The sequence below is a fragment of the Bradyrhizobium manausense genome, assembly GCF_018131105.1.
Classification (GTDB): Bacteria; Pseudomonadota; Alphaproteobacteria; order Rhizobiales; family Xanthobacteraceae; genus Bradyrhizobium; species Bradyrhizobium manausense_B.
Genome location: NZ_JAFCJI010000002.1, coordinates 137,348 through 154,496, shown reverse-complemented (window position 1 = coordinate 154,496; position 17,149 = coordinate 137,348). Strand labels below are relative to the sequence as shown.

Annotated in this window: 22 protein-coding genes; 12 read left to right on the top strand and 10 right to left on the bottom strand. The window is 61.6% G+C overall.

All coding sequences use genetic code 11. The features are described 5' to 3' along the window. Positions 1 to 16 precede the first annotated feature (16 nt). The gene (locus JQ631_RS21025) at positions 17 to 625 is read right to left on the bottom strand and encodes a S24 family peptidase (RefSeq protein ID WP_212301392.1); all 609 of its coding nucleotides are present in this window, start codon (positions 623 to 625) and stop codon (positions 17 to 19) included. A gap of 162 nt (positions 626 to 787) precedes the next feature. Here JQ631_RS21025 and JQ631_RS21020 point away from each other — a divergent pair, with 162 nt between their 5' ends. Together JQ631_RS21020 and JQ631_RS21015 are read left to right on the top strand one after the other, a co-directional pair. Next, complete coding sequence (locus JQ631_RS21020) at positions 788 to 1,321, top strand: GcrA family cell cycle regulator (RefSeq protein WP_212328819.1); 534 nt, start codon at positions 788 to 790, stop codon at positions 1,319 to 1,321. A gap of 49 nt (positions 1,322 to 1,370) precedes the next feature. Beyond that, entirely contained in the window at positions 1,371 to 1,934 is a 564-nt protein-coding gene (locus JQ631_RS21015) for a hypothetical protein (protein ID WP_212328817.1), read from the top strand. 46 nt (positions 1,935 to 1,980) lie between these two features. On the opposite strand, the gene JQ631_RS21010 is transcribed toward JQ631_RS21015, so the two are convergent. After that, positions 1,981 to 2,337 (bottom strand): hypothetical protein, encoded by a 357-nt coding sequence (locus tag JQ631_RS21010; protein ID WP_212328815.1) that lies wholly within the window; start codon positions 2,335 to 2,337, stop codon positions 1,981 to 1,983. A gap of 288 nt (positions 2,338 to 2,625) precedes the next feature. On the opposite strand from JQ631_RS21010, the gene JQ631_RS21005 reads away from it, so the two are divergent. The 3 genes from JQ631_RS21005 (at position 2,626) to JQ631_RS20995 (ending at position 4,051) form a co-directional block, all read left to right on the top strand. Then, complete coding sequence (locus tag JQ631_RS21005; protein ID WP_249160857.1) at positions 2,626 to 2,997, top strand: hypothetical protein; 372 nt, start codon at positions 2,626 to 2,628, stop codon at positions 2,995 to 2,997. A 382-nt stretch (positions 2,998 to 3,379) separates the two neighbouring features. Beyond that, the gene (locus tag JQ631_RS21000; protein WP_212328812.1) at positions 3,380 to 3,565 is read left to right on the top strand and encodes a hypothetical protein; all 186 of its coding nucleotides are present in this window, start codon (positions 3,380 to 3,382) and stop codon (positions 3,563 to 3,565) included. 144 nt (positions 3,566 to 3,709) lie between these two features. Then, positions 3,710 to 4,051 carry a phasin gene (locus JQ631_RS20995; protein ID WP_212328811.1) on the top strand — a complete coding sequence of 114 codons (342 nt, stop codon included), beginning with the start codon at positions 3,710 to 3,712 and terminating at the stop codon, positions 4,049 to 4,051. A gap of 334 nt (positions 4,052 to 4,385) precedes the next feature. Here JQ631_RS20995 and JQ631_RS20990 read toward each other — a convergent pair whose 3' ends face one another. Both JQ631_RS20990 and JQ631_RS20985 read right to left on the bottom strand, forming a co-directional pair. Beyond that, positions 4,386 to 5,216 (bottom strand): alpha/beta fold hydrolase, encoded by an 831-nt coding sequence (locus tag JQ631_RS20990; protein ID WP_212328810.1) that lies wholly within the window; start codon positions 5,214 to 5,216, stop codon positions 4,386 to 4,388. A gap of 336 nt (positions 5,217 to 5,552) precedes the next feature. Further along, positions 5,553 to 5,813 carry a hypothetical protein gene (locus JQ631_RS20985; protein WP_212328809.1) on the bottom strand — a complete coding sequence of 87 codons (261 nt, stop codon included), beginning with the start codon at positions 5,811 to 5,813 and terminating at the stop codon, positions 5,553 to 5,555. 244 nt (positions 5,814 to 6,057) lie between these two features. On the opposite strand from JQ631_RS20985, the gene rocF reads away from it, so the two are divergent. The 4 genes from rocF (at position 6,058) to JQ631_RS20965 (ending at position 9,390) form a co-directional block, all read left to right on the top strand. Further along, a complete protein-coding gene (gene rocF / locus JQ631_RS20980; RefSeq protein WP_212328808.1) occupies positions 6,058 to 7,035 on the top strand; it encodes an arginase in 978 nt (325 codons plus the stop codon). Positions 7,036 to 7,196: 161 nt separating this feature from the next. Beyond that, positions 7,197 to 8,465: a sulfite dehydrogenase gene (soxC, locus tag JQ631_RS20975; protein WP_212328807.1), complete on the top strand. Its 1,269-nt coding sequence runs from the start codon at positions 7,197 to 7,199 to the stop codon at positions 8,463 to 8,465. Continuing rightward, positions 8,452 to 8,991 (top strand): c-type cytochrome, encoded by a 540-nt coding sequence (locus JQ631_RS20970; RefSeq protein WP_212328805.1) that lies wholly within the window; start codon positions 8,452 to 8,454, stop codon positions 8,989 to 8,991. Before soxC ends, JQ631_RS20970 begins: the two co-directional genes overlap by 14 nt. 114 nt (positions 8,992 to 9,105) lie before the next feature. Then, positions 9,106 to 9,390, top strand: coding sequence for a hypothetical protein (locus JQ631_RS20965; RefSeq protein ID WP_433995521.1), 285 nt, complete (start codon positions 9,106 to 9,108; stop codon positions 9,388 to 9,390). Positions 9,391 to 9,407: 17 nt separating this feature from the next. On the opposite strand, the gene JQ631_RS20960 is transcribed toward JQ631_RS20965, so the two are convergent. The 3 genes from JQ631_RS20960 to JQ631_RS20950 form a co-directional block, all read right to left on the bottom strand. Beyond that, a complete protein-coding gene (locus JQ631_RS20960) occupies positions 9,408 to 10,622 on the bottom strand; it encodes a mandelate racemase/muconate lactonizing enzyme family protein (protein ID WP_212328801.1) in 1,215 nt (404 codons plus the stop codon). Positions 10,623 to 11,122: 500 nt separating this feature from the next. After that, the gene (locus JQ631_RS20955) at positions 11,123 to 12,415 is read right to left on the bottom strand and encodes an NRAMP family divalent metal transporter (RefSeq protein ID WP_249160856.1); all 1,293 of its coding nucleotides are present in this window, start codon (positions 12,413 to 12,415) and stop codon (positions 11,123 to 11,125) included. Between the two features lie 140 nt (positions 12,416 to 12,555). Then, entirely contained in the window at positions 12,556 to 13,287 is a 732-nt protein-coding gene (locus tag JQ631_RS20950) for a Crp/Fnr family transcriptional regulator (protein WP_212328799.1), read from the bottom strand. A gap of 343 nt (positions 13,288 to 13,630) precedes the next feature. On the opposite strand from JQ631_RS20950, the gene JQ631_RS20945 reads away from it, so the two are divergent. After that, the gene (locus tag JQ631_RS20945; protein WP_194481433.1) at positions 13,631 to 13,804 is read left to right on the top strand and encodes a DUF3606 domain-containing protein; all 174 of its coding nucleotides are present in this window, start codon (positions 13,631 to 13,633) and stop codon (positions 13,802 to 13,804) included. Between the two features lie 42 nt (positions 13,805 to 13,846). On the opposite strand, the gene JQ631_RS20940 is transcribed toward JQ631_RS20945, so the two are convergent. Beyond that, on the bottom strand, positions 13,847 to 14,032 hold the full coding sequence (locus JQ631_RS20940) for a hypothetical protein (protein WP_212328797.1): 186 nt from the start codon (positions 14,030 to 14,032) through the stop codon (positions 13,847 to 13,849). Between the two features lie 169 nt (positions 14,033 to 14,201). Between JQ631_RS20940 and JQ631_RS20935 the strand changes: the two genes are divergently transcribed. Both JQ631_RS20935 and JQ631_RS20930 read left to right on the top strand, forming a co-directional pair. Beyond that, positions 14,202 to 14,417, top strand: a complete 216-nt coding sequence (locus tag JQ631_RS20935) for a hypothetical protein (RefSeq protein ID WP_249160854.1) — start codon at positions 14,202 to 14,204, stop codon at positions 14,415 to 14,417. A 71-nt stretch (positions 14,418 to 14,488) separates the two neighbouring features. Then, the gene (locus tag JQ631_RS20930; protein WP_212328795.1) at positions 14,489 to 14,665 is read left to right on the top strand and encodes a hypothetical protein; all 177 of its coding nucleotides are present in this window, start codon (positions 14,489 to 14,491) and stop codon (positions 14,663 to 14,665) included. Between the two features lie 668 nt (positions 14,666 to 15,333). Here JQ631_RS20930 and JQ631_RS20925 read toward each other — a convergent pair. Together JQ631_RS20925 and JQ631_RS20920 are read right to left on the bottom strand one after the other, a co-directional pair. Continuing rightward, positions 15,334 to 16,206, bottom strand: coding sequence for an ABC transporter permease (locus JQ631_RS20925; protein WP_212328793.1), 873 nt, complete (start codon positions 16,204 to 16,206; stop codon positions 15,334 to 15,336). Beyond that, a complete protein-coding gene (locus JQ631_RS20920; RefSeq protein ID WP_212328792.1) occupies positions 16,203 to 17,144 on the bottom strand; it encodes an ABC transporter permease in 942 nt (313 codons plus the stop codon). Before JQ631_RS20920 ends, JQ631_RS20925 begins: the two co-directional genes overlap by 4 nt. Positions 17,145 to 17,149: the final 5 nt, after the last annotated feature.

Here is a 17,149-nt window from a genome sequence, read left to right as displayed (position 1 = left end):
AATCGGAAATCGGCGCCTATCGCCCTTTCTTGCGGGGCCGGGCCGACTTGGCGCGCAGCCGCTCGAGCTGACCCTTCGGCATGGAGAGGCAGATCTCTCCGACCCAGTCGAGCTTGACGCCGACGATCGGCTTCGCGTTGAAGCTGTTGAGGTTGACGACGGAGGGAGATTTGCCTCGCTCGATGGTCTTCAGATAGCGTTCGCCGGTCTTGAGCCGGACCACGGCCTCTTCGCCGTAGAAACTGGACAGCGGGTGACGCTGGTCCTTGTAGACCACAATCACGTCCCCGCTTTCATATTTGGGCAGCATCGAATCGCCGACGATCTCGAAGGCGACGGTTTCTTCCATGATCGGGAAGGGCAGCGCGATGTCGCCGAGCCCCTCCGGCGGAACTTGCTCGAAATCCGGCTCGATCACCGCGCCGGCGCCGACGCGGCCCATGATCGGCGCGAGATTGAGCTCAAGATATTCCATGATCGGAATGATTTCCGAGGCCTTGACCAGCCGTTCGCCACCGAGGATTTCCGAAACCGCGCCCGGGCGTACGCCCATCGCAGCGGCCAGTCCGCCCTTGCTCTTGCCTGTCTTTTCCAGGCCCCGCTCGATCATCGCAACGTCCAACATGGTGATTCCCTCGATTGCCCCCGGCTTCGTCCGTTGTAATCCGAAATTCGGAATTAATGCAATTATGAATATCAGAATTTTGGCTTGACTTAGTGTTCGGAATAACGGAATGTGTGTCTCGCCTCCGGATCGTGGAATCGGGGCGCACCACAGGACAGCAGCATGGAACCGGGCCACTGGCCGTCGGAGCATTCCGACGCGCTTCGCGACTATTTTTTCAAAGGACTGTCATATGCGGAGATCGGAAAACGGATTAACGCAAGGTTTGGAACGGTTTACACACGCAATGCAGTGGCCGGTCGCGCCAAGCGGCTCCGGCTCGGCGCGCTTGAACGTCTGGCGAGTCCATCGATCGTGCCGTCCTTGCCGGGCGAACCCAGTACGCTCTCGCCGCCTCGTGTGGCAATCCCCGGCCTGAACCTGCCGCCGCCATCGGCACTGAAACCGGCCCGTCTGCTCAAACTGCGTTGCGTGGGCGTCCGGCCGCGCCTGGTCCCGCTGATCGAGCTCGAGCGAGGCGATTGTCGCTATCCCTATGGCGGCGACAAGGAAGGAGAGGCGATCAGCTTTTGCGGTCATCCGCGTCTGCACGGGTCAAGCTATTGCGCGCCGCATGCGAAGCTGACCCGCGGTCCCGGCACCGCGTCCGATCGCACGGCCGGTGCCGTCGTATTGAGGCTGGTCTTCGCTGCCTGACCGGTGGGAGCAGCAGCCCTTCTTACGTCAATTCGCAAGGAGTTTTCGAGTGGCACGTGCCAGACGCAACATGTCCTACAAATTGACCGGCCCTCACGACCGGCGATCGCGTGACCAGCCGCTCAACGCGGAATTGGCCGAAGTCGAGGTCGATAATCCGCTCGCGCTCGATCTGGACGAGAAGATCGTCGCCATGCGATCGATCCGCCATGATCCGCTCGGTCGGCTGCACGCGCATCATCAGATCGACGAGGCGCAGTATCGGGGCGGCCGCGCCTATCAGAATGACTGGGAGAGGGCGGAGCGGGGACCCCAGGCCATGGATCCAACCCGGGAGCATGTCGACGGGGCGCGCTCCCGCGAGCCCGTGATCGAGAGCCAGCGCCAGGCGGTGCTGCGGCTGAACCGGGTCGAGCGCGAGCTTGGCACCGACGGTGCGGCACTGGTGCATGACGTGCTGGTGCTCGGCCTGACCATGGATCAGATCGGGCAGCGACGTGCCGTACGCACGCAGCGCTGGAACGACTATTTTGCCCGGCGATTTCGCGAATGCCTCGACCGACTGGCGCTGGTCTACGGCTTTGCGACTGATGCATCGACGCGACGCCGCTGAATGTAGCTGCCGGCGGTGTTCGCCGCCGGCAGTTCTCCGTTGCGTCTTACGGATGCGGCATGATCTGGTAGGGCGTGGTGTAGGGCTCGACGCGGAGCGAGGCGTTGGCGAGCAGGCCGATCTTGGCCGTTGGCGCATGCTGCATTTCGCCATTCTGTCCGCGATGTACGTTGTATTGCCAGACGGTCAGATCGCCCTTCTGCGCCAGTGCATGCGCGACCGCGCTGGCGTCGTTGCCGCCGAGGGCTTTGAGCTCCTCGGGCGACAGCCCGATGATGATCTCGTCCCTGATGGTTACGATCTTGAACAGGTTCATTTTGGTTTCCTGCGCCCATGCGCCCTGCGTCGAGAGCGTGAGAAGCGCGACCGCGGCGCCCTTGATGAGATCGCAGCGAGAAAGCATGCCGTCGTCCTTTGCTGACGTGCGCCCGAATCAAAACAGTCCATCAGCCATGGCGCCCGTGATCTGCGTGGCCGTTTTCGCAATTGCTTGGTCGCATCATCTTGAACGACGGTTCATGGCGCGAGAAATATCGGGCAATCGTGAACCGTGACGCGGAGCGGCGAGTCCAAAGGCGAGATCAAGGGGACTCGTTAGATGAAATGGACGCGCGCTGTTTGTTTGTTCGCATCTCTTTGCCTCGCCGGCCCCGCCACGGCCGCCGATCCGTTTTATGTCGGAGGCTGGACATTGACGACGGCTGCACTGGCGCCATGGGCTGATCGGCATCGCAAACCTGACGATGCGGAGCGCGCGCGGCTGATCGGCAAGACGGTCGTCCTGAAGACCAGGGAAATCTCCGGTCCGCGCCCGTTTGCCTGCGCGAAGCCGCAATACAAAGTGACCGACTATGGTCCCGACATGATCTTCCAGGGAGCATTCGACGAGATGCAGCGTGCCGACAAGAGGGCCGATCCCAAGGCGCTTGCCGCTTCGCTCGGCCTCACAGGATCGCACATCAGGACGCTGGAGACCGGCTGCGAGATCGACATTCATTTCGTCGACGATACAACCGCCGAAATCGGGCTCAACGATTACGTGTATACGCTGAAGAAGCGCTAGTCCGCGGTTGCCAGTTTCCGAGCATGCCGGAAACAGCCCGAAACGTTGGTCGAATTGACAACTATTAGAACGGCGTGATGACTGATGCTGCTTCTTGACGCAGGTGGGTGACGATGGCTCGAATTCCTGTTATCCGGAATTGCCGTGGCGCGATGCCGGCGAAGCATCGCTAAGTTGCACGGTTTGGCTTGCCCGACGGGTTGTTCCTTGTCATAATTGCAACTTCTCGGGCCGAGCCTGTTCAGATCTGTAGCTCAGCGTACTAGCCTGCTGGGTGCTCCGACCTCGAGTTTGTCGTCGCCATGGCGTTCGGTGTCGGCATCTGGTCCTTGATCGGGCTCCCGCCTCCGACCCGAAGGGCCGATCCTGTCATAGGTGCGAGATGAAAAACCTCAATTTCGCGGCTGAACTGCATCTCAAGCTCGGCGCACCCGCGACCGGCACGGTAGAGAGTCTCCGCCTGCTGCGCGCCTTTCTCAAGCTCGCTCCCCGACAGCGCTTTGAGGTCATCAGGCTCGTCGAAGACCTCGCCACCGACGAAACACTCCCCGAACATCCCCTGTCCTAGGCTCCGCGGCGGGCCGAGATTACGTTTTGTCCATCTTCCCGGCCGAAACGGACCGCAAAGTTGCGGCCGTTGCGGCTGCACGCCGCTGGAAGGTGGTGCGGCAGATGTGATAATCAGTGGGTAAAAAGAGGGAGGAGTGCGACCATGATCGAACCGAAGCTCGAAGTTCCGGCTGAACTGCGTGACCTAGCCGAGAAAACGATCGACCAGGCGGAGAAGGCGTTCGGCATGTTTTTCGATGCCGCCACCAAGTCGATGTCGTCTGTTCCCGGTGCGGGCGCGGACGTCTCCAAGCAGGCGCTCGCCTTCACCGAGCAGAACATGAAGGCGGCGTTCGAGCATGCCCGCAAACTGGTTCACGCAACCGACGTTCAGGAGGCGATGCGAATCCAGTCCGAGTTCCTGCGAAGCCAGTTCACCAATGCCGGTGACCACATGCGCCAGATGACCGGCAATTTCATGCAGCCGGGCAAGGGCAAATCCTGACGCGGGAGCAGTCCATCATCCTTTCTGCTGGTCCCTGGCGGTTCACCCGGCAGGGATTTGCAGTTAGAGGGATTGGCGCAAAGCTCAGTGGTGAGCCGCAGCACGATCCCGGAAATTGCAAGAGGTCGATGCGCGCGACGATCGACCGCAACAGCGTGCGGACCGAACGATAGACGTGGCGTAAGAGCCCGCGCCGCCTTGCAGGGGCCAGACCAAGGCTCTCCGTACCAAGCTTCTCGATATCGATATGGTGCGACACGTGCCTCTCCGATGCCGTGCGGCCTCTCTATCGTGGCCGGCATGGAGTTGCGTTGATCTGCCGCGAAGCTTCCGGCTAAAAATCGCCGGGGTTCATGATCATCGGGGTGGTTGTGTCGGCCGGCGCAAGCGTGCTGCTGGCGCTGTCGCGCAGGAAGTGGTCGAGCGTCGCCTGGATTTTTTCCTTGACGGCATCGGGACCGCGATCGCTCATCTCGGTGTGCTGCGCGCCTGTATGGATGATGTCGATGCCGCGCGCCTTGGCCTCTTCCGGCGTCGGTAGCACGCCGGGATCGGTCTGGAAATGCGGGTCCTTGGAACGGAACGAAAGGATCTTCATGCGGTCGTTGATGACGAAGGGGACCCTGAGATTGTCGAGCGTGATCACCTTCGACACGAGTTCGGGATGCTGCTGGGCGACATACATCGAGACATCGCCGCCGTTGGAATGGCCGACCAGCGTGATGTGGTCGTAGTCGGCATTCTGCTGTCGCCCCTTCAACGTGTTCAGCACGTAGAGGATGTTGGCCTCGCAACGCATATAGACCTCGCGCCGGCCGACATATTGCTGGCCGACATGGGTCATCAGCGGAGGATCGCTCGGCAGGTCCTGCTGGACGCTGGCAACCAGATAGCCGCGCGCCGCGAGCACGTTGGCGAGGAATGAATATTCGGTGGCCTTGACGGTGTTGCCGTTGCTGATGACGGCGACCGGAAGCTTCCAGAGGCCGAGATTGGCCTTGGTCTCGTAGTCGCGCCGCACGGCGATCTCGACCGAGATCGGCCGCTGACGCGAAGCGTCGAACAAGGACAGCATCTCGTGCCGGATAGCGAATTTGCTGACGAGGATATATTGGCCCGCCGCCAGGACGCAAAGAAAGGCCAGAATTCCAAAAACCTTCTTCATGGTTCCGTCTCAATCACTTTTGACTGAACATGGCTATAGAAAACCCCCGGATCGAGCGATCGTGAGCACGTTACGGGATTAAATTTAGGCAAGTCTGTGAGGATGGTCCCAAAAGGGCCGTATCGGGGTAAAGGTGCACCCACCTAGCGGCAGCCGCCCTTGGCCGCGTTCGGGGCAAAGCCTGAAGACGCTCGACAGGGTGAGGAGGACGCGCAGGCTGGTAGCTCAATGGCACGGCCACGCCGAAATCGGCCTGAAAATCATGCGGCAGGAAAAACCGAACTCCGGCGCCAGCCGACGTCAGCAATGCTTGAATCCGATTGCCTTGGTCCGAGGCTAGTGTCGACGCGCGACGGCAACACCAAAGAGAAACGCGATGAACAGGCTGGCCAAGGGAGCCTCGCGCGTAATCGCCGCGACCGTGGAGAGCGGTCGACCCGGCTTTCTCGCTTCGTTGATCGTATAGGTGAGGCGGTCGACAGCCGCGCGCAAACCTCCGGCAACTTCGCCGATGGTGTGTGAGACATCAGTCGCCGCGTCGATGGCGCGCTCGGCCATGCCTGGCTGGGGATTGTGCTGCGGGATGTCCGTGCTCAAGCTCGCGATCTCCGGATCTGAGGACGCAACTGAGGCCGGCACCTTTGGCTATCCGCGCGTGCGCTCGTTTTGAACAGCGGGCCCGAAGGCCTTTGGCTATCCGCGACAGGCGCCGTTTAGAACGGCGGGTGCCGGCCTTGCTGGGAAAATGCGGCGCGCTGGAATTTGTTCCGGTTTCCCCGTGAAACGACGGGTGCGAATCTCTGTTACGCTGGTGCATCCTTGCGGATCTCAGGAGATTGCCGTGACCGATCGAACCATCGCGGATCGAGCCCGGCGCATCGCATTGCTGGGCGCGCCCATCGACATGGGCGCTTCACAGCGGGGCACCCTGATGGGTCCTGCGGCGCTGCGAACGGCCGGCCTCGCAACGCTGCTCGAAAGCCTGGATTTTGAAGTCGTTGACTACGGCGATCTTTCTACGACCGAAATTGCGGATCTCGCCGATAGGCCGCCCGAGAAGGCCAATCATTACCGCGAAATCCAGCGCTGGACGCGCCTGCTCAGCTCTCGCGGTTATGAGATCGCGCAAACCGGTGCGCTACCGATCTTCCTCGGCGGTGACCACACGCTGTCAATGGGCTCGGTCAATGCGATGGCGCGGCATTGGCGGGAGCGCGGACGCGAACTGTTCGTGCTCTGGCTTGATGCCCACGCCGACTACAACACACCGCAGACGACCATCACCGCCAACATGCATGGGATGTCAGCCGCGTTCCTCTGCGGTGAGGCGGGCCTTGATGGGCTCTTGGGCGACGATCCGCGCGCCTCTATTGATCCTGACAAGCTCGACCTGTTCGGTGCGCGTTCGATCGACAAGCTCGAAAAGGAACTGATGCGCGCGCGACGGATCAGGGTCGTCGATATGCGTCAGATCGACGAGTTCGGTGTTGCCGTGTTGATCCGGCGCGTCATCGAGCGAGTCAAGGCGAGCAACGGCGTGCTGCACGTCAGCTTCGACGTCGATTTTCTCGACCCTTGCGTAGCGCCGGGCGTCGGTACCACGGTGCCGGGCGGCGCAACCTATCGTGAAGCGCATCTGATCATGGAGTTGCTCCACGATTCCGGTGTGGTCGGATCGGTCGACATCGTTGAGCTCAATCCGTTCCTGGATGAGCGTGGCCGCACAGCGCGCACCGCGGTCGAACTGATCGGCAGTTTGTTCGGCCAGCAGATCACCGATCGGCCGACGCCCAGCAACGCGATCGCGCCGGGTGAGTGACGCGCGGGCCGATTGTGCATTGCGAAGAATGGAACTGCTGCCGCAGCCGGCGGATTTAGGTCAGTCCTGATCGAGATCGCCGGCTTTTGAAATGCGCGCGAATTGCAAAAGCGCTTCGCAAAAGGTTTCATGCGGACCACGCTTCAGCCGAGGTCCCCGCCATGAGCAGCACGATCGAAAGCCGCGATAAATCCGCGAGAGCCACACGCCGTCGCTTCCTGCAAGGTGGCGGCGCCGTGGCAGGCGTCGTCCTCGGGGCCGGTGCGTCGACAGCGGCAGAGACGGAAAACCTTCCACCCAACATTCCGGATTGGATGAAGGCGCCCGGCGATCCCATGGGAAGCCAGCCCTACGGTGCACCGTCGCCGTTCGAGAAGGGCGTCGTCAAGAATGTTTCGAAGACCCTCAAACAGTACATCTCCGCATCCGGCCGTACGCCATTGCAGGAGCTCGACGGCATCATCACCCCAAATGGGCTGTTCTACGAGCGCCATCACGGCGGCGTTCCGACCATCGATCCGGCGCAGCATAGGCTGATGCTTCACGGCCTCGTCGAACGGCCCCTGATCTTCACCGTTGACGATATCAGGCGCTTCCCGTCGGAGTCGCGCATCCACTTTCTCGAATGTTCCGGCAACCCCGGTTACACCAAGCCTTATGGCAAGACCGCGTCCGACCTCGTCGGCCTGTTGAGCTGTGCTGAATGGACAGGCGTCAGCCTGAAGCTGGTGCTTCAGGAGGCCGGACTGAAGCCGGAAGCCAAATGGATCATCGCTGAAGGCGCCGACGCCGCCGCGTTGACCCGAAGTATCCCCATCGAGAAGTGCCTCGAGGATGCCATGCTCGTCTATAGCCAGAACGGCGAGCGGCTTCGTCCGCAGCAGGGTTACCCGTTGCGGCTGCTTCTGCCGGGCTTCGAAGGCAACATGAACGTGAAGTGGCTGCGACGCCTGCACGCGACGGCGGAGCCTGCTTATTCGCGTGAGGAGACCTCGAAATACACCGATCTTCTGCCTGATGGCACCGCGCGTGAATTCTCCTTCTACATGGAAGCGAAGTCGATCATCACGCGCCCCTCGGGCGGACAGCATTTGAGCGGACCCGGCTTCCACGAAATCACCGGCATCGCCTGGAGTGGCCACGGCAAGATCAGGCGCGTCGAAGTATCCGTCGATGATGGCAAGAGCTGGCAGGACGCGCGATTGCAGGAGCCGGTGCTGACGCGTGCCCTGACGCGCTTCCGCTTGCCCTGGCAATGGGACGGCAAGCCTGCAGTGATCCAGAGCCGCGCGATCGACGAAACCGGCTATGTGCAGCCGACGTTCGCTGAGCTGCTCGCAATACGCGGCGAGAATTATTTCTACCACAACAATGCGATCTGGCCCTGGCGCATCGCGAGCGGCGGGGAGGTGACCAATGCGCTGGCGTGAGATTTTTGGCCGCACCATCATTGCTTTGCTCTGCGCTTCAGCGAATGGCGCGCAGGCGCAAAGCCTCTATGGCATCGGGCGGCCCGCGACGGCGGCCGAGATTGCGGGCTGGAATATCGATATCGGGCGCGATGGCAGCAATCTGCCGAAGGGAAGCGGTTCGGTCAGTCACGGACGCGAGGTATTCGCCCAGCAATGTGCGTCGTGCCACGGGGACAAGGGCGAGGGCGGTATCGGCGATCGCCTTGTTGGCGGGCAAGGCACGATCGGGACGGCCAAGCCGATCCGCACCGTCGGAAGCTACTGGCCGTATGCACCAACCTTGTTCGACTACATCCGTCGTGCCATGCCGCAGAACGCGCCACAGTCGCTGAGCGATGACGATGTTTACGCGGTTTCTGCCTATGTCTTGAACCTGAATGGGCTGGTCGGAGCGGATGCGACGCTCGATGCCAAATCGCTTGCGGAGATCAAGATGCCGAATCGCGACAAATTCGTCGGCGATGCGCGACCCGACGTGAAGTGAACGAGGCGGAATCGCCAGGTTCCGGGCATTGGCTTGGAACTCGCCTCGCTCAGGCCCGGAACTCGCAGGCTGGATTCGAATTAACCTGTGAGAGGAAATTGTATGGGTCTTTCGATGACAACCGGCCGCTTCGCAAACTCCATGTCCTCAGCGCTTCGCCATCCCGGCGTGATCGCGATGATTGTAGCCGCCTTGACGATTGCTGCGATGTTGGTCGTCGATCATGGTCCTTGGAGCCGCGCCAAGACCCAGCCGGCTCATGTCGCGATGTTTGCAACCACAGGCGAAGCCGCCCGCGCGGTAGGCGCCAAGGTGCTTCCGACCGAACCAAAGTCGCTGGTCGAGCCGGTGCCCCCGGGGCCCAAGACGTCTCCGACCGTCAATCCGGTGCAGCCGTAAGAGTCAGTTTTTGAGCGTCAATTCTTACGGCCGTAGCTGAGCAAGCCGCCCGTCGTCTTCGGCGGATGGGCGCGGAGAGCTTCTTCGTTCGGCTCCGTACCCCAGCCTGGACGGTCAGGGATGATCAGATGGCCGTTCTGGATTTCCGGCTCATGCGTGAAGAGTTCGCGGTCCCAGGCGAGGCGATCGATGTCGATCTCCATGATCCGCAGGTTCGGTACCGCTGCGCAGAAATGAGCGTTCATCATCGAGCAGAGATGGCCGTAGAAATTATGCGGCGCGACGTTGACCTCGAAGGCTTCCGCGGCTGAGGCGACCTTCATCGACTGCCACACGCCATTCCAGGGCGTGTCGATGATCGCGACGTCCATGGCCTGCTCATGGAAATAGGGCAGGAATTCGCGCAGGCCGAGCAGCGTCTCGCAGGACGAGATCGGGTGCGGGCTCTGCCTCCGGATATAGCCGAGGGCTTGCGGATTGAAGCTGTCGATCTCGATCCAGAACATGTCGAGATCGGCGATCTCGCGCAGGATCTTCAAATAGCCCTCGGTCTTGGCGTTGAAGTTGCAATCGAGCAAGATATCGACATCAGGACCCGCGCCGTCGCGGATCGCTTCCAGATGCGTGCGCAGGTCCCGCAGGATCTTGCGGTCGACATTGATCTCGGGCGAGAAGGGCGAGCCGAAGCCGGGCCGCCAGCCGGTCGGTTTGCCGTCGTCGTAAGAGAAGATGTTGGTCTTGAGTGCAGTGAATTTCTTCTCACGGACTTCGCGGCCCATCGCCTTGACGCCGTCGAAGTTCTCGATCGGCGGCTTGTACCAGGAGGGATGATTGATCCGCCACGTCGCACAATGCGACCAGTAGACCCTGACTTGGTCGCGGATCTTGCCGCCGAGAAGCTCGTAGCAGGGAACGCCGAGGCACTTTGCCTTGGCATCGAGTAACGCATTTTCGATCGCGCCGAGCGCCTGCGCGACGACGCCGCCGGCGGCCGGGCGGGTGGCGGCGAACAGCTCGGCGTGGATGCGTTCGTGCTGGAAGACGTTCTGGCCGATCACGCGGGCGGAGAGACGCTGGATCGCAGCACCGACGCCGGGCGAGCCGAATCCTTCGTCAAACTCGCTCCAGCCGACGACGCCGTCCTCCGTTGTCACCTTGACGAAGTGGTAGTTTCTCCAGCCGGCATCGCAGGCAAGGATCTCGAGACTTGTTGCTTTTGATGATTGTGTCATGTCGCTCCCTGTCGCCCGGCCGGGCGTTATTTTTCTTATCAGCCCGGTCACAAGCCCGGCTCAAGCCCCAATTGTTAGGCTAACGACCGGCCGTCGTGAAGCCTGCCAAGATCGCGGCCTGAGGCGCCTTCCGCGCCGTTTTGAGGGAGGGCCCGTAGATTCCGGTGGGGATAGCCACGAGTTTTCCCGGGATCGTCCCGAAATTGCGCCAAGTCCCGAGCTTTTTGGCCACAATCGGAATCGATCAAGGACGCATGCAGTTTTTAGCCATGATTTCCGTTCTGGCGCTCCTCACGATGAGCGGGGCCGCCATTTCCGATCGGTTTCTGACGGCCGATCAGCACGTCGCGCAAGGGGTGGAGTAGTGCGCGCGCGGGGCGCTTTGTGTTTGGGGGGACAACAATGCGTTCGGTCGACCAGTTCTTGCGGTTCATCAGCGTGCCTGCGGTGATTGCAACCTTCATCATCGCCTCGCAGATTTCCGCGGCGCTGTCGCCGCTCTAGCCGATCACCGACGAGCCGAGCAGGGCGAGGACGGCGAGTGCCATCAGCGCGGTGCCGAGCCAGCCCAGCGCGACCAGCCATGACCGGGCCCTGAAGCGCCCCATGATGGTCCCGTTCGAGACGATCAGCATCATCATCGCCATGATCGGCACCGCGACGATGCCGTTGAGCACAGCGCTCCACACCAGCATGTGGATGGAGTCGATCCCGGTGAAGCCGAGACCGAAGCCGATGATGGTTGCGGCGGCGATGATGGTGTAGAAGCCGACCGCCTTCTCCGGCTTCGCCTCCAGCGTGGCGCGCCAGCCGAAAATCTCCGCAACACCATAAGCCGCCGAGCCTGCCAGCACTGGAATGGCCAGAAGGCCCGTGCCGATGATCCCGATCGCGAACAGCGCAAAGGTAAAGTCGCCCGCAAGCGGCCGCAGCGCCTCGGCCGCCTCCGTCGCCGAGTTGATGTTGGTGACGCCGTTGGCGTTCAGCACCGAAGCCGTGGTCAGGATGATGAAGAAGGCGATGCTGTTCGACAGCAGCATGCCGACGGCGGTGTCGGCCCTGATGCGCGCGATTTCAGGGTCGCCCCCGCTGGGCAGATCGCGCAGCGGCTTGTCGCGCTTGCCCTGGTTCATCTCCTCGACCTCTTGCGAGGCCTGCCAGAAGAAGAGGTAGGGGCTGATGGTGGTGCCGAGGACGGCGACCACCATCATGAAATAGTCGGCGCTGATATTAGTCTTCGGCCATACCGCGGCAAGCAGCGCGGTGCTCCACGGGATCTTCACCGTGAAGGCGGTGGCGACATAGGCAAACAGCGTCAGCGTCAGGAATTTCAGCACCGGCGAATAGCGGCGATAGGGCACGAACACCTGGAGCAGTGTCGAGCCTGCGGCGAAGATCAGCGCGTGCTCGTGATTGAGCCCGCCGATGACCAGCGAGAGCGCCTCCGCCATCGCGGCGATGTCGGCGGCGATGTTGAAGGTGTTGGCGATGACAAGCAGTGCCACCAGCCCCATCACGATCCAGCGCGGTGCGAGCTGCATGACGTTGGCCGCGAGCCCCTTGCCAGTCACCCGGCCGATCTGCGCGCTGACGAGCTGGATCGCGATCATGAACGGCAGGGTGAGAAAGATCGTCCAGAGCAATCCGTAACCGAATTGCGCGCCGGCCTGCGAATAGGTTGCGATGCCGGACGGATCGTCGTCGGCCGCGCCGGTAATGAGGCCCGGACCCAGCCGTCGCAGCAGCATCGGTGTGGACTTCGTCGGCGCGGAGCCGCCGCCGTGGTTGGACATGCGATGGTTGGATCGGTTCGACAGGGCTGACCTTCCGGAAATTACGAAGTCAGAGCCTAAGCGCGATCCTGGCCGGAAAGTTCCAGGATTGGCCGGCGGTATGCGATGTCCGTGAACGCCTACTGGCGCAGCCGGTCTGTCTAGGACAGCGGCGACAAATGCAGATAGCGGCCGTCGAACTGGGCAAGCTCCTGGAGCTTGTGCTCGTTGAGGATTTTCACGGTGCCGCGCTGAAGCTCCAGAACGCCGTCGATGCGGAGTTCACGCAGGATGCGGTTGGTGTGAACGCTGGTCACGCCCATGGCTTCGCCGAATTGCTCCTGCGTCAGCGGGATCGCGAACGTGTTGTCGATCACGCGGCCGATCAGGCGCAGCCGCTCGCGCAACTCGACGATCAGATGCGCAAGCCGGTTGTAAGTCGAGCGCTGGCCGACATTGACGATCCATTCCCGGGAGACCGCGGCGTCCACCAGCGTGTCGCGCCAGAACACGTCGCCGACACCGGGGCGCTGGCGGATGAGATCGTTCAACGCCTTGTGGGCGATGAAGGCCAGCGTGCAATCGGACAGCGCGATCAGGTCATGATCCGCGGTCGGGAAGTGGAGGTTTTGCAGGTTGGGCAGGTCGCCGGGAATGTGGATCGACAGGATCTGGCGCCGGCCGTCCGGGATGGTCTTGGAGCGGACGCAGAATCCGTCGGCGATCAGGCAACATTCGCCCGGCTGTTCGCCGTCGCGCAGCACGGACTCGTTCTCGCGAAAGTCGCGGAGCGTGAACGGCAGTGCCGCGAGGGCTTGCAGATCCCGGTCATCCGCGCCGGTCGTCGTTTTCAGGCGCTGAAACAGCGGCGCCCAGATCATGTCGCTTGCCACGTCTTCCCATCCCCCACGCGCCTGGGCACGTGTGGGCCAAAAAGCACAGACCCCGGCTTGCTGTTGACAACAAAGGTTAGATAACGCCGCCCCGGCTTCTTAACACTGTGGACGATGCGTTAGTGAAATGGAGGAACACAACAAATGTTAGGTGTCGCGCGCACGGCAAAGCGAACGAAACTTAACATTTGTCAAGTCGGCGTGTCGTTCGTTCCCTGCCTCGCGACGGGTCTTGCTGTCGCACCGATTTTCCGAATCGCAATTCCTGCGAGGAGATTCACCATGATCCGCCTCGGAACGGCGAAGGCACGGTGGCGTTCTTCTGTCGAGGGAGGACGTAGCGATGGACCATCTGACGAAGCGCGAACAGCCGGATCGCAGCAAGATCAACATGCACGAGGCGTGGGAGGTCAAGTACTGGACCCATGCGCTCGGCATCTCCAGGGAGGAGTTGCAGCAGGCCGTCGACAAGGTCGGCAATTCGGCGGCCGCTGTTCGCAAGGAGCTCGCGCTCTAAGGCGCGACGTTCAGATCCAGCGTCCGATCGACGCGGGTTGCCTTACTTGATGCTGACGAACATGCCCCACGCCGCGGCGAGCGCCGCGCCGGTGAAGACGATCACCGGGCTGTCGCAGAAGGTGCCGCCATAGCTGCACACGTCCGCGCCGAACGAGCCGAGCTCGTGACGGCCCGCTGAATAGAACAGTCCCGAAAGTCCGAGCAGTCCAGCGGCGACGTAGTACATGGCTCCCTCACGCGCGAGAACGGACATGTGCCAACATGGCGCGAACCGATTGCAGTCTGCCGAATCCGGCTCATCGCATTCTATTAAAGTTTGCGCCATCTGCCCGGACGAAGGTGGACTGAACGGCGCCGCCATCCGGAACGACCTCTCGCGTTGCGTATTTCCCTGAATGACCGAACAGATCCCTGCCTTCATCGAAGATTGCATTCAGATCATCTGGGATGTTCTCGAACGCGCGGGCGAAATCCACGATCCCGATGAAGCCGGTCGTATTCTTGTGGAAGTGGTGACCAAGATCGTCGCGAAAGGCGAGCACCGCCGGCTGATGGTCATCAATCGCGCCATCGATCAATATCGGGCACGAAAGCAGGCGAGAGCCGCTTGAGCTAACATTTGTTGTGTTCGAATTTGCCAGGCATGCCCTAAAATCGGGAAAAACAGGCAATGTGACGCGGCATGCAGGACTACCAGACTCAACTCGAAAAGCTGCGTAAGGACGCCGCCGAGTGCGCCCTCATCCGCGACCTTGCGACCGACACGGCAAAGCAGGAATTGTTCGCGCGCCTTGCCGCGCATCTGACCGTCCTGGCCGATCAGGTGGAAGCGGCCATGCATGAGCGGGAGGCTGGCTAGCGGGAGGGCTGAAACGGCCAAGACGGGAATCAGTGCTAGTTTGACCGCACGATCGGTGCCCGCTGATCGTCAACGATCTCAGTTTCGACTTCCCGCCGGCCACAGGGTCGGCGGCTTTTTCGTTGCCGGACTGTCGGCGCAGCGAAAAAGGCCCCAGCTCTTTAGAGGAGGGGTGAACTGGGGCACAAGTCACTTCCCATGCGCCCGTTGGATGATGACCGGACGTATCGGGAAAACTTGACAATTTCTCCCTCGCTCCTGCGTGCTGATCCGTTGTGGACTTCTTCCTTGTCTGAAGTCGTAACGGCGTCTATCGCGCCATCTCATCGGGAAATCAGGCTTCCGAATAGAAGAAAGCCGCCGGGTTCTTCACCCTGGCGGCTTCGAAAGTCCGTAGCTGTTGATCGCCTCCCAGCCTGGTGCGTACCGCCGTTACCTTGTTTGCGGCCATGCGCGACCTTTCTAGGCAATGCTGCTTGATTCTGCTGTGATCCAAAGCACACACCGTGAAGACATGTCGAAATGGCCGTGTCGCAGCATGGCCTGACCGCGATTTCAGAACGGCCCCGGTGTCGGCTTCGGATTAGAACGAGCCATCAAGGCAAAGCCAATGATCGCCTGGATTTAGTCCACAAGCGGAAACTCGGCGGTTTGCTCGCTTCCGACATCTAATGCCGGGGATTCAGCGCGCTGTTCAACCCATCGCCAATGAGGTTGAAGCCGATGACAAGGGCGATGATCGCGAGGCCCGGCCAGAATGCCATCCATGGTGCTTCGCCGAGGAATTGCCTGGCGACATCCAGCATGGATCCCCAGGAGGGAGCCGGCGGCAATTGACCAAGACCGAGAAAGGCGAGACTCGCCTCGGCCAGAACGGCGATCGCCATCGTGAGGGTCGCCTGGACGATCGTCGGCGCGAGCACATTCGGCAAGACCTGCCCGGTCAGGATAGCGAAATGGCCAAGCCCCTGAGCGCGCGCTGCCGCGATATAGTCCTCGGTGCGGACAACCAGTGTCTCGGCGCGTGCAACGCGGACGAAGACTGGAACCGCGGAAATGCCGATTGCAATCATCGCATTCTGCAGGCTCGGACCCAGGAATGCGGCCAGCGCAATCGCAAGGACGAGAAACGGGCAGGCGAGAAGGGCATCTGCAATGCGCGAGATCGCCATGTCGGTGACACCGCCGAAATAGCCGGCAACGAGACCGAACGGAAGGCCAATCAGCACCGCGACAGTCACGGAAATCAAACCGGCCGCGAGAGATGCCTGCGTTCCGAAGATCACCCGGGACAGAACATCGCGGCCGAGATCGTCCGTGCCGAACCAATGCGCGGCATTGGGCGCAGCACGAATCGCCATCCAATCCGGCGTATTCGGATCGTAGGGTGAGATCCATGTCGCGAACACCGCCAGCACGACGAAGAACAAGATGACGGTGCCGCCGATCATTGCGGACGGCTCGCGCAGCAGGCGACGAATTTCAGAGCGCCCGCCTGCGCGCATCTGAGCGGAGACCGGCGCCGCCTCGATCGCGCTCATGCCCTGAGCCTCGGATTGAGGAGCACATAGGCCACATCGGCAATCAGGCTCATCAGCAGAAAGACCGCCGCCGTACAGAGCACGACGGCCTGAACCACCGCGTAATCGCGACTGAATACGCCATCGACGACCATCTTGCCGAAACCGGGGATCGAAAAGACCTGCTCGGTCAACACCGCTCCAGCCAGCAACTCGCCAAATTGCAGCGTGCCCAGGGTGACAACCGGGATCAGCGCATTCGGCAGGGCATGGCGCAGCACGATGGTACGTTCGCGGACGCCCTTGGCACGGGCGGTACGCACATAGTCCTGCTTCATCGCCTCGATCATCGCGCTGCGGACATGGCGCATCATGATCGCGGCTGTCCCCGTGCCGAGCACCAGCGCAGGCATGAGCATCGAGATCAGGTTGCGGCCGATACTTTCGGATGGCGGAACAAAGCCTCCCGCCGGCAGCCAGCCGAGGTTCACCGAGAACAGGAGGATCAACATGATCCCCAGCCAAAAATGCGGAATCGAAAGTCCGGCGAGCCCGAAAAGACTGGCACCGTAGTCCAGCGGCGTTCCGCGTCGCAACGCCGCGAAGATCCCGATCGGCAGCCCGACGAGCAGCGCGACCAGCATCGACAGGATCGCGAGCTCGATGGTCACCGGCAGCTTCTCGACAAGCATGGTGCCGATCGGCAGTCGGGTGCGGACCGATGTGCCGAAATCGCCGTGCGCCACGGCCTTTAGCCAGATGCCGTATTGCACCGGAATCGGATCGTTGAAGCGATATTTCTGCCGAAGATATTCGATGACCTCGGGATTGCGCTCTTCTCCGGCGAGCGCCAGCGCCGGGTCGCCGGGTAGCAGCTTCTGCAGACCGAACACCATCATCGACACGAGCAACAAGGTCGGCAGCAAGACGGCAAGGCGGCGCAGAAGCAGGGTCTTCATTGGAG

Excerpts from the sequence above, each read along its gene's own strand:
- JQ631_RS21020 (WP_212328819.1), top strand. The coding sequence starts at position 788 with ATGGAACCGGGCCACTGGCCGTCGGAGCATTCCGACGCGCTTCGCGAC.
- JQ631_RS20995 (WP_212328811.1), top strand. The coding sequence starts at position 3,710 with ATGATCGAACCGAAGCTCGAAGTTCCGGCTGAACTGCGTGACCTAGCC.
- JQ631_RS21010 (WP_212328815.1), bottom strand. The coding sequence starts at position 2,337 with ATGCTTTCTCGCTGCGATCTCATCAAGGGCGCCGCGGTCGCGCTTCTC.
- JQ631_RS20945 (WP_194481433.1), top strand. The coding sequence starts at position 13,631 with ATGGACCATCTGACGAAGCGCGAACAGCCGGATCGCAGCAAGATCAAC.
- JQ631_RS20935 (WP_249160854.1), top strand. The coding sequence starts at position 14,202 with ATGACCGAACAGATCCCTGCCTTCATCGAAGATTGCATTCAGATCATC.
- soxC (WP_212328807.1), top strand. The coding sequence starts at position 7,197 with ATGAGCAGCACGATCGAAAGCCGCGATAAATCCGCGAGAGCCACACGC.
- JQ631_RS21000 (WP_212328812.1), top strand. The coding sequence starts at position 3,380 with ATGAAAAACCTCAATTTCGCGGCTGAACTGCATCTCAAGCTCGGCGCA.
- JQ631_RS20920 (WP_212328792.1), bottom strand. The coding sequence starts at position 17,144 with ATGAAGACCCTGCTTCTGCGCCGCCTTGCCGTCTTGCTGCCGACCTTG.
- JQ631_RS20925 (WP_212328793.1), bottom strand. The coding sequence starts at position 16,206 with ATGAGCGCGATCGAGGCGGCGCCGGTCTCCGCTCAGATGCGCGCAGGC.
- JQ631_RS20960 (WP_212328801.1), bottom strand. The coding sequence starts at position 10,622 with ATGACACAATCATCAAAAGCAACAAGTCTCGAGATCCTTGCCTGCGAT.
- JQ631_RS20970 (WP_212328805.1), top strand. The coding sequence starts at position 8,452 with ATGCGCTGGCGTGAGATTTTTGGCCGCACCATCATTGCTTTGCTCTGC.
- JQ631_RS20965 (WP_433995521.1), top strand. The coding sequence starts at position 9,106 with ATGACAACCGGCCGCTTCGCAAACTCCATGTCCTCAGCGCTTCGCCAT.
- JQ631_RS20955 (WP_249160856.1), bottom strand. The coding sequence starts at position 12,415 with ATGTCCAACCACGGCGGCGGCTCCGCGCCGACGAAGTCCACACCGATG.
- JQ631_RS20940 (WP_212328797.1), bottom strand. The coding sequence starts at position 14,032 with ATGTACTACGTCGCCGCTGGACTGCTCGGACTTTCGGGACTGTTCTAT.
- JQ631_RS20990 (WP_212328810.1), bottom strand. The coding sequence starts at position 5,216 with ATGAAGAAGGTTTTTGGAATTCTGGCCTTTCTTTGCGTCCTGGCGGCG.
- JQ631_RS20930 (WP_212328795.1), top strand. The coding sequence starts at position 14,489 with ATGCAGGACTACCAGACTCAACTCGAAAAGCTGCGTAAGGACGCCGCC.
- JQ631_RS21025 (WP_212301392.1), bottom strand. The coding sequence starts at position 625 with ATGTTGGACGTTGCGATGATCGAGCGGGGCCTGGAAAAGACAGGCAAG.